This is a genomic window from Janthinobacterium violaceinigrum, assembly GCF_009208555.1.
Taxonomy (GTDB): domain Bacteria; phylum Pseudomonadota; class Gammaproteobacteria; order Burkholderiales; family Burkholderiaceae_D; genus Janthinobacterium; species Janthinobacterium violaceinigrum.
Genome location: NZ_WFLI01000048.1, coordinates 1 through 15,885 on the forward strand (window position 1 = coordinate 1; position 15,885 = coordinate 15,885).

Genomic DNA, 15,885 nt, shown 5'->3' on the forward strand with positions numbered 1-15,885 from the left:
GTTCAGCAAGGATGCCGCATCGAGACGCAACATGTCCGCCTGCAACACGCCACGCGTGTTGTCCAGCGCAGTACCACCCACATGAAGGCCAGTGGTCGCGGCGATCACGCCATCGGTATTGTTCAACATACCTTTACTAACGACAGAAGCAGCCGCCACCGAGGTGACACGGCCCTTGCTGTTGTCCAGCACGCCCGCCTGCAGATTCAACGTCCCCGTGCCTGCATGCTCGATCTTGCCGTCCTTGTTGCTGACGCTGACGGCATCGATGTTCAGGTTCTGGCTGTTGACCGCGATGCGGCCCGCTGTATTGTCCAAATTGCCGGTGACGATGGCCGTGTCGCCCGTGCCTGTCTGCAAGATAGTGCCCTTGGCGTTATCCAGATTGCCCGCATGCAGGTCGAGCTGGCCTGCCTGCACCGTGCCTTCCGTGTTGTGCAAGGTGGCGCTCGTCGTCACGTTCAGCGTGCCCGCCGTTGTCACGACCGCCTTGGTCGTGCTGACGTCACCCGTTGTTGCCGTCAGGCCGATGTTCGCAGCGCTGGTCTGGCTGCCGCCGATATCGATGCTGGCACCGGTCAGATTGGCGCTGCCCGCCGCCAGGTTTTGGCCATGCGCGGCCAGCGTTTGTGTTGTGCTGATCGTCAGGTCGCCAGTTGTGCCCAGCTTGCCATCGGCTTGCATGCCCGCGCCGAGCAAGCTGCTTGCGCTGCTGTCGAGCATCTTGGCCGTCAAGCTGGTGTTGCCCTGCGCCGCGATCACGCCCGTGTTCACGACACCACCTGTTGCGGTCAAGGATTGATTCCCTGCCGCATACAGGCTACCCGTGTTGTTCAGGCTAGCCAGTGTCGCGTTCAGGTTGCCGCCGGCAAACACGTTGCCTGCGGTATTGTTCAAGTTCGCCACGTTCAAGGTGGCGTTGCCGGCTACGGCCTGCAATTGCCCCTTGGTATTGTCGATGTCGCCACCGGACAGTTGCAGATGACGTCCGGCTGCCACCGTGCCTTCCGTGTTGTCCAGGCTGCCCACGTTCAATGTGGCATCCTGCGCCGCCACGATGCGGCCCGTGCTTGTCAGTAATACCTGAGCTTTGACCAGCGCATCGCCATTGCCCTCGATCTTGCCGCCCGTGTTGTCCAGCTGGCCGGTAGAGTTCACCGTCATCAGGCCAGTACCCGTCTGTGCCAGGCTGCCGCTGCGGTTGTCCAGGCTGCCGGCATTGACGGTCAGCTGGTTGGCCACCGTCGTTGCATTGCGGTGGTCGAAGGCGGCTGCCTTGATGTCCAGCTTGCCATTGCCCGTGATCTTGCCGGACTGGTTGTTGAACTGGCCCGCGTTGATGGCCAGCAGACCCGCACCCGCGTGCTCCAGCTTGCCATTGATGTTCGTCAGCACCGTCGCGTTCAAGGCCAGGTTCGTGCTGTTGGCGGCGATGCGACCCGCTGTGTTGTCGAGTTTGGCCGTGGTGATAACAGTGTCGCCCGTGCCCGTCTGCACGATCTCGCCGCTGGCGTTGTTCAGGTTCGCCACGTTCAACTGCAACTGGCCGCCCACCAGTTGGCCTTGGTTATTGATCAGCGACTGGCCATTGTTGGCATTGGCCGTGATGGCCAACACGTTGCTGGCGGAAATCACGGCCTTGTTCGTTTGCACATCGCCAGTAGTTGCCGTGATGGCGATGTTTGCCGCGCCTGTCTGGCTACCCGACAAATCAATGGAGTCGCCTTTCAGCACGGTGCTGCCCGCCGCCAGGTTCTGTCCGCTCGCCTGCAACACGCCATCGGCATTAATGGTCAGATCGCCTGCCGTGTCCAGGCTGCCATCCGCTTTCACGCCTGCGCCCAGCAAGCCGCTGCTGGTGACTTTGCCAGCGGTAATCGTCGTGTTATTCACGGACGCAATCGATCCCGTGTTGTTCAGCAAGCCGCCGACCGTCAGTTGCTGATGGCGGCCCGCGTACAGCAGCCCCGCGTTGTTCAGGTCACCACTCACTTTGGCCGTCAGGTCCGTGCCGGCGCTGAGCGTACCCTGCTGGTTCAGCACATTCGCGGCATCCAGATGCAAATTGTCCGCCTGCAACACACCGCGCGTGTTGTCGATAGTCACACCGCCCACATGCAAGTCGGCAGTCGCTGCCATCACGCCATCGGTATTGTTCAGTACACCCTTGCTGACGATGTCGGCCGACGCAGCCGAGGTGATGCGCCCCTTGCTGTTGTCCAGCACGCCAGCCTGCACCTGCACACTGCCATTGCCCGCAATGCTGCCGCGCGTATTGTCCAGCGCCTGCGCCACGTCCACGCGCATCTGTCCGGCACCCGTTTGCTGCACGGTGCCGTCGCTATTGTCCAGCTGGCTGGCCTGTACTGTTACTTGCTGCCCGGACGTGACGGCATGACGGTGATTAATTGTTTCCGCCTGGATATCAACCAGGCCATTGCCCGTCACCTTGCCCCGTTCGTCATCGAAACGCGTTGCTTCAATGTGCAAGCTGCCCGTGCCCGCGTGTTCGATGCTGCCGTCGCGGTTGGTCAGCTGTTCCGCCGTCAACGCCAGGTTGGCGCTGTTGACGGCAATGCGTCCGCCCGTGTTGTCCAGGGTGCTGCCTTGCAAGGTGGTATCGCCCATCCCCGTCTGGATCACCGTGCCGCCGCGGTTGTCCAGCGATCCCGTTTTCAGGTCCAGCTGGCCCGCGCTCAAGGTGCCGCGCACGTTCGACAAGGCCTGGCTGCTGCCGGCCGCCGTCACGGACAGCAAACCCGTGGTCGTCACCAGTGCGCCATCGGTGACGACATGGCCTACGCTGGCATTCAACTCGATGGCCGCGCCGCCCGTCTGGCTGCCGCTCAGGTCAATGGCAGCAGCGTGCATGCTCGTCTTGCCTGCCGCCAGATTCTGGCCATGGGCGCCGATCGCTTGCGTGGCCGTCAGGGCCAACTGGCCGTTGCCGGCCAGGCTGCCGTCGGCGCGGATGCCGGCGCCCAGCAGGCTGCCGGCCGCGCTGTCGATACGGCGGGCGTCGATGCGGTTATCGCCTTGCGCAGCGATCACGCCGCTGTTGCTGACGACGCCGCGCACCTGCAGCGCCTGGCTGCCGGCCGCATACAGGTTGCCGCTGTTGAGCACTTCGCTGGCCTGAGTGGCCAGGTTGCCGCCGGCAAAGACGCTGCCGGCCGTATTGTTCAGTTTTGCGACCGTCAGGGCCGCATCGCCCGCCAGCGCCTGGATCTGGCCGCGCGTATTGTCGACGTCGCTACTATCCAGGCGCAGCTTGCCGCCGGCTGCCAGGGTCGCTTCCGTGTTGTCCAGCACGCCAGTCGACAGCGCCACATCCGTGGCCGAGACGATACGGCCCTTCTGGTTTTGTATATTGCCTGCCTGCACGCTCAAAGCGCCGTTGCTTTCCAGCGCGCCACTGCGGTTGTCCAAGCCGTTGCGCACCTGCACGCCGGTCGCTCCCTGGCCGCTCTGCGCCAGGCTGCCGCCCCGGTTGTCCAAGGTCCCGGCGTTGATGTTCAATTGCCCAGCTACCGTGCGGGCATCGCGGTGGTCGACCTGTTCCCCACTCAGCGCCATGGCGCCATTGCTGACGATGCTGCCGCGCTGCAAGTTGACTTGGGTTGCGCCAATCTCCAGCGCGCCCGTGCCCGCATGCTGGATGTGACCATCCTGGTTGCTCAGGCTGGCCGCCTGCAGGTGCAAGGCCTGGCTGTTCGTGGCGATGACGCCGCGCGTGTTGTCCAGGCTACCCGGTAAACTGATGGCCAGATCGCTGCTGCCCAGCTGTGTGAGCTGGCCGCCCACGTTCGACAGGTCGTGCGCGTTCACGCCCAATTGCTGGCCCGTCAGTTGCGCTGCGTCGCTGCGCACGGTGCGCGCCGCGTCCAGCTGCAGGCGCTCGCGCGCGCTGACCTGCGCCCGGCTGGCGTCGAGGTCGCCCGCGCTGGCGCCCAGGCCGACATTCGCGCCCGACACTTGCGCCCCAGTCAAATCCAGCTGGCGTGCCGCCAGGCTGCTGTCGCCGCCCGCCACGGCCGTACCATGCACGGCAATGGTGTCGCCAGCGGAAACGTTCAGCTTGCCGCTAGCCGTCAAGGTGTTGTCCAGATTCAGACCTGCGGCCAGCACGGAACCCGCCGCCCCATCGATGCGCGCCGCCGCACCCGTGGCGTGCACCTCGACATTGTTCTGCGCACCGATCACGCCGCTGTTGGCAATACTGCCCTGCGCCTGCACCTGGCTGTCGCCGCCCGCATACACGGTGCCGCTGTTGGCCACGTCACCCGTCACCGCAATGCTGGTCTGGCTGCCGCTGCCGGCTGACTGGATATTGCCGCTGTTGCTTAACCAGCCATTCGATTGCAGCACCAGATTGCCGGCCGTGGCCGCCAACACGCCCGCGTTGCGCACGCCCAGACCTGCTTCCGTGCCGATCAAGGTAATCTTGCCCGCGTACATGCCGCCCAGCTGCGCTACGTCCAGCGCATACGCCGGGGCCGGCCCTACGCCAGCTGCGGCGCCCGCCACGCCATGCGCCGCATCGATCTGGTTCGTCCCCGTCACCACCTTCAGTTCCTGCGCCCAGATGCCGCCATTGATCTGCGCGGCGCGCGCCAGGATGGCCGTGTAGTCGCTCAGCGACGTATCCAGCCCACGGCCGTTGATGGTCACTACCCCACGCTGCACCATGTAGCCGTCCAGGCTGCCATCATTGAGCATCGGCGTGCCCGTCGTCAGCACGACCCGGCTGGCATTGATGAAACCGCCGCCATCGACGCTCACGCCGGCCGGGTTGGCGATGACGACTTCGGCCCGCTGGCCCGCCACTTCCACATAGCCGCGCAGCTGGCTGGGGTTGGCCGAATTGACTTCATTCAAGATCACGCGCGCGCTGCCGCCCGCCAGCCATGGATTGCCCTGCACCCAGCCGCCCGTCTGCGTCTGCACGTTGCCGCGGCTGTTGTTCAGGATGGCGCCATTCGCCGTCACGTCGAACTGGCTGTAGGTGTTGCGCGATACACCTGCCGCGCTCGGCGTCTGGATGTTCACCTGCGTTACGCCATTCGCGCTTTGCACTACGGTCGGGCGCTGGCGGCCCGGCGCGTTCGGATCGGCCACGATCTGTCCCATGGCCGGCCCCGCCACAAAGCTCACCATGCCCAGCGCGGCAAATATCGCCAGCGCCAGCGGCCGCAACTTGCCATTCACACTGAAACTTAGCCCGCCACCGCCATCGCCTTCAAACACGCCGCTGTCCAAGCCGCCTTCGCCCTTGGCCGCCTTGCCTTGCGAACTAGCATTTTCGGCGACCACCATCAATTGGCCACGGCGTTTGTTGAAGATGATGCGGTACAGGTTCTTGTTCATGAAATGTCCTAATGACAATTAAATGATGCGATAGAGAGAAGAGAACGGCTGATTAGTCGCGGTGTCTCAGATTAATAGCTGGCGTTCAGGCTGAAGCCAGCCGTATGGCTGGCCGTACGGAACAGCTCGGGCTTGCGCACGGGCCAGCCGACAAAGGCGTCGTACTGCACGCCCAGCCACTGGCCGCGCAAGCCCACGAAGGCACCTGTCAAATTGGTGGCGATCAGCCAGGCGGCGGACGGCCCGGCCACTTCACCGTGGTCGAGTCCCGCATACGCTTCCTGGCCGCTGCTGCCCAGCGGCACGCCCAACTCGTTGCGCAGCAGCCAGCCCCGTTCGGCCGACAGGCTGCTTTCGCCGTCATAGCCGCGCACGGTATACCGCCCGCCGATGGCGAAGCGGTCTTGCGGCACCAGCGGCGTGCGGTTGTGCTGCATGCGCCAGCTGCCGGAATAGCGCAGCGACTGGCCGGCCAGCGTGAACGGCGCTGCCAGGGCCGCGTCGGCCAGCAGCAGCTTGAAGCGCGACGTGCCTTCGCCGAACGCTTCCTCGGGCGCGGCCAGCGCATCCATCGCGCCCGTGCCGCGCCGGTATTGCAGGTTCAGGTCCAGCGTGGACTGGCCCAGGAATTCGCGGTGGCCGATGCCCAGTTCCCAGCCCGCCATGCGGCGGCGCTGCACTTCCACTTCCGTGTCGTCAATGAAGTTCTGCGCGGAACGCTGCCAGCCCCGTAGCGACACCGTGGTCTTGCGCGAGGCGTCGCGGTACACCAGGCGCGACAACTTGACTTCGCGGTTCTGGCTGGCGCCGCTGTAGTTGTAGTCCTGGCTGATGCCGGCCACGGACTGGTGGTAGCGGCTGTCGCTGGCTGTAAACGCCAGCAGCCAGTAAGCATAGGGAATCGAATAGTGGGCCACCATGCCGCCCGTGCCGCGCGGACCCTGGCGGTTGCCGTCGACGTTCTGATTCAGACTCAGATAAAACAGGTCGTTCAGGGTCAGCCAGTGGTCGTACGACAGGGTCACGCTGCCCTGCAGCTTGCCCGTCGAACGCGAGCCGCCGTCGTCGAGGCCCAGCGCCAGGCGGAATGGCAAGCCCTGCTTCCACTGGATCTGCAGGTCGCTCTCGCCCGGCTTCGCATTGCCGCCCTCGGCCGGCATGATCTGGATATCGGCTTCGGCCGTCGGCACGCGCTTGAAATTCTCCAGCGCCTGCTCCGTGTCACGCACATTGAGCAAGTCGCCGGGCCGCGCCGGCACGGCATTCCACCAAGTGGCGCGGGGATTGGTGCCGGGCGCAAAGCCGATCTGGCGGATGCGCCCCGGTATCAACGTCAAGGCCAGGGTGCCACGGCTTAAATCCTGCGGCTCGGCCAGCACGCGCGTGGTGACAAAGCCGCGCGCGATGATGGCGTTCTGCATGCGGCCCATCAGCACATTGATGGCTTGCGTGCCCAGGCAACGGCCCAGCGCAGAGTCCGGCACACCCAGGTCGTCGCGGCTGGCGGCGGCCAGCGCCCACTGGAATTGCGCGGCGTCCTCGCCCCGCAACTCCAGGTGGTCGATGGTAAAGCATGGCAATTCGCCTGCGGGCAGGCGGTTGGCGGATGCGGCCGTAGGCGCCTCGAGCAGGCGCACGTCGGGCGTGCGTTCCTGCTGCTGGCGCAGGACGCGCTCGCGTTCTTGCTGGCGTATCAGTTCTTGGCTGGCATCGTCGCGCTGGCTGCTGCCAGACGGGATGGGAAGGGGCGGCGCGATTTCAGGACGGGTCTGCGCGGACACGGCGGCACACAGGGTGCCGCTGAACAAAAATACACCGCACCATGGCGTCAAGCGCAGGTGCATATGTTGCCTCAAATAATTATTTATGTAAGTAAATTATAAAATAACTATTTCTATATAGCAACTATATTTATTTCTTGAGAACTTTAGCGATTTAGTAACTACCTTTCAACTATCCAATTACCACTAGTAGGACAGGTGGGCAGGCAATGGCCAGTGCTGTCATGAAGCCACCGGGACGTTCTCTGTGCATTTTGTGCAGCAACCCGCACCCCTGCGAAATCGGGGCCTGCGCGAATCGAAGCGATCTGGAGAGATAGCGATGCCTTGCATCTGCATCGGCGGCCTCCCCTCATGGCTATTGCAGCGCATGGCAAGCCGCCGGGACGTACCGCCGCTAGCCTATGGCGGGCATTACCGTGCCGGGCCCATCCTGTTGCCGCGTCACCATGCGCAGCTTGTAGAGCGCCGACGGCCGGTACCGGGCGCCCAGTACGGTCCACACATTATGCAATTCCTGGGTGCTGAGGTTGACCAGTTCGCACGACAGCTTGTCCAGGCCGGTGGGGAAGCCAGGGCCGCTCTGCGCGTCAAACGCGGGCCGGGCCTGGAAGTAGCCCAACACGTAGCTGAGTACTTTCAGGCCCTCCGCGTAGTGGTCGAAGGACGCGGACATCATCACGTACAGGTTCAGGTGCAGCGGCGCGGGAGCACCCGCGTAACCACCACCCGAGGTCCGGACCGGAATGCCGGGCGCCGGCGCGGTCGTTTCCTGGCCGATATTGACGAGGGTGACGACCAGCTTGCCCTCGAACACCGGCAAGGCCGAGCCATCCATGGCCGACAAGCCGGACAGCACCGCCACCAAATCGGTACTGCCCAAGCGTGCCCTCAAAAAACTGTTCAGTTCGTGAACTACAAAGTTCAGTGCCGTGTCTATCATCGATACTCCAAAAGGTAAGGTGCTCATCTTTGCGCAAACGCGCCGCCACGACCTACGTCGTCGGGAACGGTTCCCTCACGGCCGCGGCGCAGGCATCGTCAATAGTACCCGTGGGATCGCCCGCCAGAATGGCCACGCCGGAAAAATCCCCGATCCGCGGCAACAGGCGGGCCACGTGGCGGCCTGCGCATTCGGCATTGAAGCGGCGGTTTTTGCATCCCCATACAACGGTTTCCACAAGGCGGTTTATGTAGTAAACATAACAAAATGAAAATTTAGTTAACGTTGTTACAATTGAAGAGAAATCTTATTCTGAATTCCGCTAGAGTTTATCTTGTCGCGGCGCTCATCAATATCGGCATAGGCAAGTCGACGATGTCCTTGACCAGCAAGACGATACATATCTCTGCAGTGATGACGGTGCGACAGCGTTCTACCGGGTACCTGAAATTCCACGTTTCTCAACAAAAAGCGAGGCATTTGATATGGCAACTCCAATTTCACAGTGCAGTGTATTCATCCAGATCTGGATCGATACCAATGCCGTACAGGCGGGACAGACCAAGGGCATCTACCTGGTCGACAACCGCACTTCGGGCGGCAGTCAAAACGAGGGTTCCGTCAACCTTCAAACCAATTGCACGCGCGGTTCGTTCATCTGCTGGACGATCATACCGATCGATCCAAATTTTGTCGCTTCGGGCGGTTCCGTCCAGATCCAGTCGATTGGCAACTCGAACGTCTGGGGCGACAGCGGCCAGCCGCAGCGCGTTGACAATTGGAACTTCACGGGTCAGGCGCAAAGCGGCACCAGCGGCAACTATGCCTTGGGCCTCAATGTCCAGGCGCCAGGCGGCTCCGGCATTTCCCTGAGCATCAATCCTGGCATCGCAGCCCACTAACCGGACGGGAGAATCTCATGAGCTATCAGGCAACGCAGCAACCTTTCGTCCGCGCCGTTCCCCAGAATGCCGCCATTCCCAACCCGCAAACCCAGATTTCGATCGTGATCGACACTGCGTTCATCGTGGCAACGGCCGGCAACAACATCAATACCGGCGTCTACATGATGGACGACCAGCTGAACTCCGGCAGCTCCGGCGAGGGACAGCTGGAACTGAGCACGGTATGCCCAGTCGGCAACCTGATCGGTTTCACCGTCTACCCCCTGGATCAGAATTCGGGGGATACGGTCGCCATCACCGGCTTCAACGTTTCTCAGGGCAACGTGTTCGGCAACCAGGGCTATCCGCTGCAGATCAAGCCTAACTACTGGATCGGCCAGGCCACCAATGCGGGCAACCAGACCTACCAGATCCAGGTAAAAGTGACGGCCGGCGGCTTGCGTCCGACCGACTACTACATCAACTGGGATCCGTTCATTACCGCGCGCTAATCCGGCGCCGGAGCAAGTCCGCATGGCTGGCGCTTTCGTGCGTGCCGTACAGGCGCCCGCCTCTGCGGCAGCCGTGCAGGCGCAGGTCGTGATCGCCGTCGACACCGCCTATGTGGCCGGTGCCGGCGGCAGCAGCATCACGGCCGGCATCTATCTGATGGATAACCAATTGAACACCGGCAGTACCGGCGAGGGCAGCATGACGCTGCACAGCGTGGTGCCGGTCGGCGCACTGATCGGTTATTCCGCCTACCCGATCGACACAGGTTCCGGCGACACGGTCGTCATCACCGGCTTCAGCGTCATCGAAGGAAACGTCTTTGGCAGCCCCGGCTACCCCATCCAGCAAAGCGCCGGCTACTGGATTGGCCAGGCAATGAACATCGGTTCCCAGACTTACAAGATTCAGCTGCGCATCACGGCGGGCAGTTTGCGGCCCACCGATTATTACGTGTATACCCAGGCCGGGCTGACCGCCCGATAAACGCATCAGCGTGCATAAGCGAGGATCACCGTGCCGTCATTCAGTCCTAACAACAGTTATGTGGTGTACACCTCGTATAGCGGGCCCGATGCGCCTGGCGAGCTGCAGGCCTGGCTGCTGCCGCCGCAGTTCACCTATGGCAAGCAGTCGCCGCCTGTGCCGCTGGCGCTCCCCAACTTGTGGACGGGACTGGGCGATCCATCCACGCTCAAGCTGAGCAACCCCGACTTCTCGATGGCGGTGACCTTCAATCCGCCGCCGACCCGGGCCAGCGTCACGCTCAAGCTCACGCTCACCGGCCTGAACGCGTGGAACACCAGGCCCGCGTCGCGCGCCGCCTTGCGCAGCAATTTCCTGGCGTTCGTGGCCGGCATCGAGACGGCTTTCGAGCTCAGCTCGCCGCCGCTGCTGGTACCGGGCGCCACCGCGCAAATCGCCGCCACCCTGATCCAGTACCTGCCGCTGCCGCTCGGCGAGCTGCTGCTGTACGGCTGCGGCCTGGAAACGGGCATCGGCACCGGCGCCCCGGCCTCGGTCGACCTGCGCCCCGGCATGCGCCTGCGCAGCGAGCCATCGCAGCGCCAGTACCTGGCGCCGCCGAACCAGGCGTTCTCGGCGTATGTCGCCACCGGTTCGCTGGCATGGCACGTCAGCACGAATGTGGCCAACGGCACGGCAGTGCAAGCCTTCGATGCCTTCCTCGGCACCATCGCCGCACCGCAACTGGTCCCGCCGCAGCCCCCATCCGGTCCCGTAAACAGCCTGATCGATCTGCAGCAATCGGGCAGCGCATTTCGCCATCACCGCCTGATCTATCCGCAAAACGTCATTGCGGCCGGCGCCCCGGGCAGCGCCAGCGCCAGCACCAACGTCCAGATCACGGGGGCCGCCACGCTGGCCGCCCTGCGCAGCAATCCCGCGCTCACTGCCACTTTCTTCGGGCGCGACGTGGTCATTCCCGAGATCGCGGTCCTGCTACAGCTGGGTAACAATGCAAACCCGGAATCGGTATACCTGCCGGTGGGAACCACCGTCGCCAATCTGCTCGAGCGCTACACCACCTGGCTGCCGGTCGCGCAGGCCCAGCGCGTGGTATCGCTCAGCCGGCTTGCGCTGACGACGAATGCCAATCCGGGCGCCGTGGCCTATTTCACCGTCCAGTTTGCCGCGCCCAACGCGCTGGTCAACGACGTGCAGGCGTTCGCGCTGCCGCTGCTGGCCGGCGACTATGTAACCATCGCGTTTGGAAGCCCGTCTTGAACGCCGCTGCCGCCGGCCTGCAGTTCCTGCAGTCGCCAAGCTGTCCGCTGCTGTACGCCGCCTCCGACGATGGCGCCGTGCCGCCGCCCGGCTCGGTGCGCCGCGGCTTCCTGCTGCCGCCAGGCGCGCAAGGCGGCGCCGTCCTGACCCTGGCCCAGACCTGGGCCATGCCCGGCACCTACCTGTTCCTCGAACAGCCGCTGGCGGCCGGTGGCGAGACGGCCTTTGCCATCGCCGCCTGGAACTTGCTGGGCCAGCCCAGTTTCAGCTCGCCGCGCATCGCCTGGTTCGACAGCGGCGTGCCCGCGAACGGCCAGCTCAACGGCTACGTACTGGCGCTGGCGCAAGGCGGCTTGCGCACTTCGCGCACGCTATACCTGCCCTACCGTAACTACGCGCTGACGGTCGGCGTGGGCACGGCCTTCGGCCTGGACCCGGCGCAGCCAGGGTTCACGCTGTCGCAGAACGCGGGCGCCATTGCGTTCAGCTGCGGCTTTGGCGCCAGTGCGCTGGGCGGCACCGGCCCGGTCAGCATCGCGCTGCAGGGCGAGCATGCCGGCAGCCTGCAATTCCAGCTGGCACTGGGCGCCACCGGCGGCGTGCCCGACCTGGCCTTGCTCGATGTCGGCATGCGCACCTACTATCCCACCGCTGGCAGCGGCACGGACGATGCCACCTTGCTCAGTTCACTGCACTATCCCCTGTTCGACGTGGCCCAGACACCCACGCTGCAAGCGACGCTGGCGCCGTGGAGCGCGGCCGAGGAACGCAGCTTCTTTGCATTCGCGGCAGCCACCGGCGCCCTCACCTCCTGCTATGCGGGCGTCACCGGCCACGCATTGACCCTGGCGCCGGTGCAGGACGCGAGCGGCCCCACGGCCACGCCGGCGCGGCTGGTGCTGGCGGCCCGGCCCAGCGCATTTCCAGCGTCGTCCGACGACCTCTACACCCTGATCCCGAAAGGCGACTTTCTCGTCGCCGCCAGCGGCCAGCAGCAGGCCCAGGCGCCCAGCGCCGCCACGGTCATGGCCACGGCGGCGGGCAGCCGCTTCATGTGCGGCCTGTCGGGCGTCGAATATATCGGCCTGGCCGCAGCCAATGCGCTGTCCTTCTTCAGCGGCGCGCCCGCGTTTGCCGACGGTTTCGATCCCGCGGCGGCCAACGCCGCGCCCACCCGCCTGACGGCTGGCGCGACGACCTCCTGGGCCCTGCCCTGCGCGTGGCTGGCGGGCGAGGCTGCTGCGCTCAGCTACTTCGCCCAGCCCGACGGCGCGGTGCTGTACCAGCCGTCCAACGCCGGCGCGCTGGCGCCGCTGGTGTATCTGGAAGTGGGAGCGAACACGCTGCCGGCCGCCATGACCGCGGCCAATGCCATGCCGCTGCTGCCGTATGCGGGCATCGACGGGCAGGACCTGGCCGCCTGCCGGATGCTGGAAACCCGGGTCATCAGCCCGCTGCGGCGCGCCACGATCGCCGCGCGCGGCAGCGCGCCAGCCGCCGCCGCGTGGCGCGCGCAGCCTGGCGTGGCGGCCAGCGCCAGCACCGGCCTGGGCAGCGTCACCCCGCAAGGCCTGCTTGCGCAGTTTGCCGACCCCACCTTGCACACCATCGAGTCCCTCGTCATCGCGCAAATGGCCGACGGCAGCCGCTTCGCGCTGCACACCATCGCCAACGGCGATCCGCTGCGCACGGCGCTGGCCAGCAACCAGCTGCTGCTGGTCATGAGCAATCCCGCCGCGATTGCCCCCTACCTGTCGCCCGACCCCGCGCAGCGCGAGATCACCATCCAAGACTGGCGCTTCGCGCTCGACGCCGACCAGTGGACCCCGGCCACCACGCCGCCGGCCCTGCACACCGCCATGATCTGGAAATTCGCGCGCGGCGCGCTGGCCGACCTGATCAACGATCCCAGAAGCTGGGCGCAGGCCCGCGTAGCCGGTGCTCCTGCGCCTGTGCCCTTCAACCTGGACGACGGCGCCGCCAGCGCGCGCATCGGCGCGCAGATCAGCGACGCGATCGCCCAGTTCGACAACGGCCGCGGCGACATCGATTTCGCCGCCTTCGTCACGGCCGTCACCGATCCGAACTGGCAAGGCATCCTGTTCCTGAACGTGAGCACGCCGCTGGCCCAGCTCCCCCAGCAATGCAAGGGCTTGGCGGCGGGAATCGACCCGTCGCTGTTTCGCGCCCATCACCTGGCGATCGAGATCAGCAAGATCGACGCCAGCGTCACCCCGCTGACGCTGCGGCCGTCGTCGATGTTCGGCCTGGTCGACTACAACGCGCCCGTCACGCCGCTACGCGCGAGCGGCGCTCCCTACCAGTTCCAGGTCGATTCGCTCAAGGTGCGCTTTCTGAACTCGGCGATCGTCTCGTTCGCCAGCAAGGTCGAACTGATGGCGCGCCAGCTGTTTGGCGACGCGGTCGACCAGGCGCCCGCCGACAGCATACTGTACCTGTTCGGCGCCCTGCAGCACCAGACCGTGGCCGGCGTCGTGCACGACACCTACCTGTTCCGCACAGCGCAAAACCAGCCGAAGGTCTTCCCCATCGTGGCCGGCAATGTGTTCAACGCCATCGAGGTGGGCAGCGCGCAATTCGTCACCGAATTCGATTCCGCCAACGACGGCTTGACCCATACGTATTTCGCGCTGGCCGGCCTGCTCGATTTTGCCGCGCTCGAGATGGACGTGTTCTCGTTCGGCCGCAGCGGCGGCGACGCGCCCGCCGGCCTGCGCTTCAGCAAGCTGATGATACGCATGGCATTTGCGCCCGACCAGCAGGACAGCGCGCGCTTTGCCTTCGATGCGGGCGGCATGGCGTTCGACCTGGCCACCAGCGTCGCCAGGCCAGACAGCCTGTACCAGCACTTTCCCCTGTCGCTGGCAGCGCTGCTGCAAGCCGATTCCGTCAGCACGCCGGGTGGAGCCGGCTATCTGGGCTTGCAAAGCGCGCTGACCCAGAGCGATCTGGCCTATCCCTGGTACGGCCTGGTGTTCGACCTCGATCTGGGCACCCTGGGCGCGCTGGCCGCCAAAGCGGGCTTCATCGCCCAGTTCATCGCGGCCTGGAGTCCGGCCGCCGGCAACTACCAGGTCTTCGTGGGCCTCAAGCTGCCCGGCAGCGATGGCGGCAAGGACACGATCAGCATCGAAGGCGTGCTCGACCTGGGCTTCCGTGCCCTGGTGCTGGGACAGAACGGCGCCTCCACCTATTACCTGCTGCTCAACGCGCTGGCGCTCAAGTTCCTGGGCATCAGCTTTCCCACCGGAGGACAAATCGACATGGCCCTGTTTGGCAATCCCGACGACCAGCACAACTCGAGCCTGGGCTGGTATGCCGCCTACACCAAGGACCAGGCCCAAAAACCCGCCGGCGCCAAGGACCGTTTGGCGCACGCGGCCCTGCGCCAGACCGCGCTGCGGGCGCTGGGCGGGCCGCAGGGGGACGCAACATGAAAGTGCTGGTCTGGAACATCAAATTTTTCTCGAGCAGCCGCATCGTGGGGCAGACGGCCACCGGCTATGCCGAAGCGGAAAACCTGAGCCGCACCAAGAACGACGCCGCGCGCGCCCTGGCCACGCTGAGCTACATCGTCAGCACCGTCAGGCGCACCGCGGCCGACGTGTTTGTCGTGGTCGAGCCGCGTGCCTCCGCCGGCGAACCGGGCACCCTGGCCGACAGCAGCAGCGGCGGTCCGGCCGGACTGATCCTGCTGCTGGCGCACCTGCGTTCGATGCTGGGCAACACCTGGTACCTGGTGCCGCCGCAACGCATCAACTCGACCCAGATCGACATCATCGACGGCGGCAGCCGCTACACCGAGTGCATCGGCGTTTTCTGGAACAGCAAGAGCGTCACCTTCACGGGCCCGTGGATCAATACGGCCGCCGGGCCGGCTGCGGCGGGCACGCCTGCCGCCTACACGGGCGCCTACGCCAATGTGGTGCCGGCCGATAGCACCTGGGCCGGGACGACCTCGTTCGCCGACATCACTGGGTTTCCCGATCCCACCTCGCGCCGCCCCTTCCTGACCACGTTTACCGAAGTGGCCGCACCCCAGCGCACGCTCGAACTGTATTCCGTCCATTGCGACACCGCCAACGGCGCGCGTGCCGCCGACGCGATCCGGCGCATCGCGTTTGTCGACGCGGCCAAGAAGATCATCCTGATCGCGGGCGACTTCAACGTCGATGTCAGCGCGCCAACGGGCTCCGGCTACCTGTCGATGAACTCGACATTCAGTAAGGGATTCGCCAAGCTGTATCCGGGGCCGATCCAGACATTCTATAACCGTTTTCCGCAATTCGGCCCCACCATGCTCAGGCGCGGACCCGACGCGACGCCGGGCAATTACAGTAAAAACGAGACGCTCGATTTTGCCCTGATCCATCTGGGCGCCGAAGCGGGCAACATCGACAACTGTCTGTGCGAGGCGATCGACCGGGTCGCACAGACTCCAAACCGGATCGGGCGGGCCATGAGCTATGCGCTGTCGGATTTCACGCGCGGCGACAATCCGATACCGGTGGACCGTTTTCGCGACCGCTTCAATTTCGGCAAGATCGGCACGCCCGCGGGCATTCCCAGTGCGCCAGCGGTGCTGGCCGACGGCACCAGCGACCATCTCCCCATACTCCTCACCGTATAAGAA

10 protein-coding genes are annotated in these 15,885 nt (G+C 64.9%); 7 read left to right on the forward strand and 3 right to left on the reverse strand.

Annotated features, from left to right (window positions below; all coding sequences use genetic code 11):
• The 3 genes from GCN75_RS25965 to GCN75_RS25975 form a co-directional block, all read right to left on the reverse strand.
• The coding region (locus GCN75_RS25965) for a two-partner secretion domain-containing protein (protein ID WP_152284936.1) at positions 1 to 5,367 on the reverse strand (5,367 nt) is incomplete at its 3' end.
• A 71-nt stretch (positions 5,368 to 5,438) separates the two neighbouring features.
• A complete protein-coding gene (locus tag GCN75_RS25970) occupies positions 5,439 to 7,211 on the reverse strand; it encodes a ShlB/FhaC/HecB family hemolysin secretion/activation protein (protein ID WP_152284937.1) in 1,773 nt (590 codons plus the stop codon).
• A gap of 334 nt (positions 7,212 to 7,545) precedes the next feature.
• A complete protein-coding gene (locus GCN75_RS25975) occupies positions 7,546 to 8,043 on the reverse strand; it encodes a DUF4255 domain-containing protein (RefSeq protein WP_193317660.1) in 498 nt (165 codons plus the stop codon).
• A gap of 37 nt (positions 8,044 to 8,080) precedes the next feature.
• Here GCN75_RS25975 and GCN75_RS29370 point away from each other — a divergent pair, with 37 nt between their 5' ends.
• From GCN75_RS29370 to GCN75_RS26005, 7 genes are all read left to right on the forward strand, one after another.
• Positions 8,081 to 8,362 carry a hypothetical protein gene (locus GCN75_RS29370; RefSeq protein WP_193317661.1) on the forward strand — a complete coding sequence of 94 codons (282 nt, stop codon included), beginning with the start codon at positions 8,081 to 8,083 and terminating at the stop codon, positions 8,360 to 8,362.
• Between the two features lie 214 nt (positions 8,363 to 8,576).
• Entirely contained in the window at positions 8,577 to 8,993 is a 417-nt protein-coding gene (locus GCN75_RS25980) for a hypothetical protein (RefSeq protein ID WP_152284939.1), read from the forward strand.
• A 17-nt stretch (positions 8,994 to 9,010) separates the two neighbouring features.
• Positions 9,011 to 9,487, forward strand: coding sequence for a hypothetical protein (locus GCN75_RS25985; RefSeq protein WP_152284940.1), 477 nt, complete (start codon positions 9,011 to 9,013; stop codon positions 9,485 to 9,487).
• A gap of 22 nt (positions 9,488 to 9,509) precedes the next feature.
• A complete protein-coding gene (locus GCN75_RS25990; RefSeq protein ID WP_152284941.1) occupies positions 9,510 to 9,971 on the forward strand; it encodes a hypothetical protein in 462 nt (153 codons plus the stop codon).
• A 30-nt stretch (positions 9,972 to 10,001) separates the two neighbouring features.
• The gene (locus GCN75_RS25995; protein WP_152284942.1) at positions 10,002 to 11,231 is read left to right on the forward strand and encodes a hypothetical protein; all 1,230 of its coding nucleotides are present in this window, start codon (positions 10,002 to 10,004) and stop codon (positions 11,229 to 11,231) included.
• Positions 11,228 to 14,689, forward strand: coding sequence for a hypothetical protein (locus GCN75_RS26000; RefSeq protein ID WP_152284943.1), 3,462 nt, complete (start codon positions 11,228 to 11,230; stop codon positions 14,687 to 14,689). Before GCN75_RS25995 ends, GCN75_RS26000 begins: the two co-directional genes overlap by 4 nt.
• Positions 14,686 to 15,882 (forward strand): endonuclease/exonuclease/phosphatase family protein, encoded by a 1,197-nt coding sequence (locus GCN75_RS26005; protein WP_152284944.1) that lies wholly within the window; start codon positions 14,686 to 14,688, stop codon positions 15,880 to 15,882. The genes GCN75_RS26000 and GCN75_RS26005 overlap by 4 nt, the downstream gene beginning before the upstream one ends.
• The last annotated feature ends 3 nt before the right edge of the window (positions 15,883 to 15,885 follow it).

Excerpts from the sequence above, each read along its gene's own strand:
- GCN75_RS25970 (WP_152284937.1), bottom strand. The coding sequence starts at position 7,211 with ATGCACCTGCGCTTGACGCCATGGTGCGGTGTATTTTTGTTCAGCGGC.
- GCN75_RS25980 (WP_152284939.1), top strand. The coding sequence starts at position 8,577 with ATGGCAACTCCAATTTCACAGTGCAGTGTATTCATCCAGATCTGGATC.
- GCN75_RS25985 (WP_152284940.1), top strand. The coding sequence starts at position 9,011 with ATGAGCTATCAGGCAACGCAGCAACCTTTCGTCCGCGCCGTTCCCCAG.
- GCN75_RS25990 (WP_152284941.1), top strand. The coding sequence starts at position 9,510 with ATGGCTGGCGCTTTCGTGCGTGCCGTACAGGCGCCCGCCTCTGCGGCA.
- GCN75_RS26005 (WP_152284944.1), top strand. The coding sequence starts at position 14,686 with ATGAAAGTGCTGGTCTGGAACATCAAATTTTTCTCGAGCAGCCGCATC.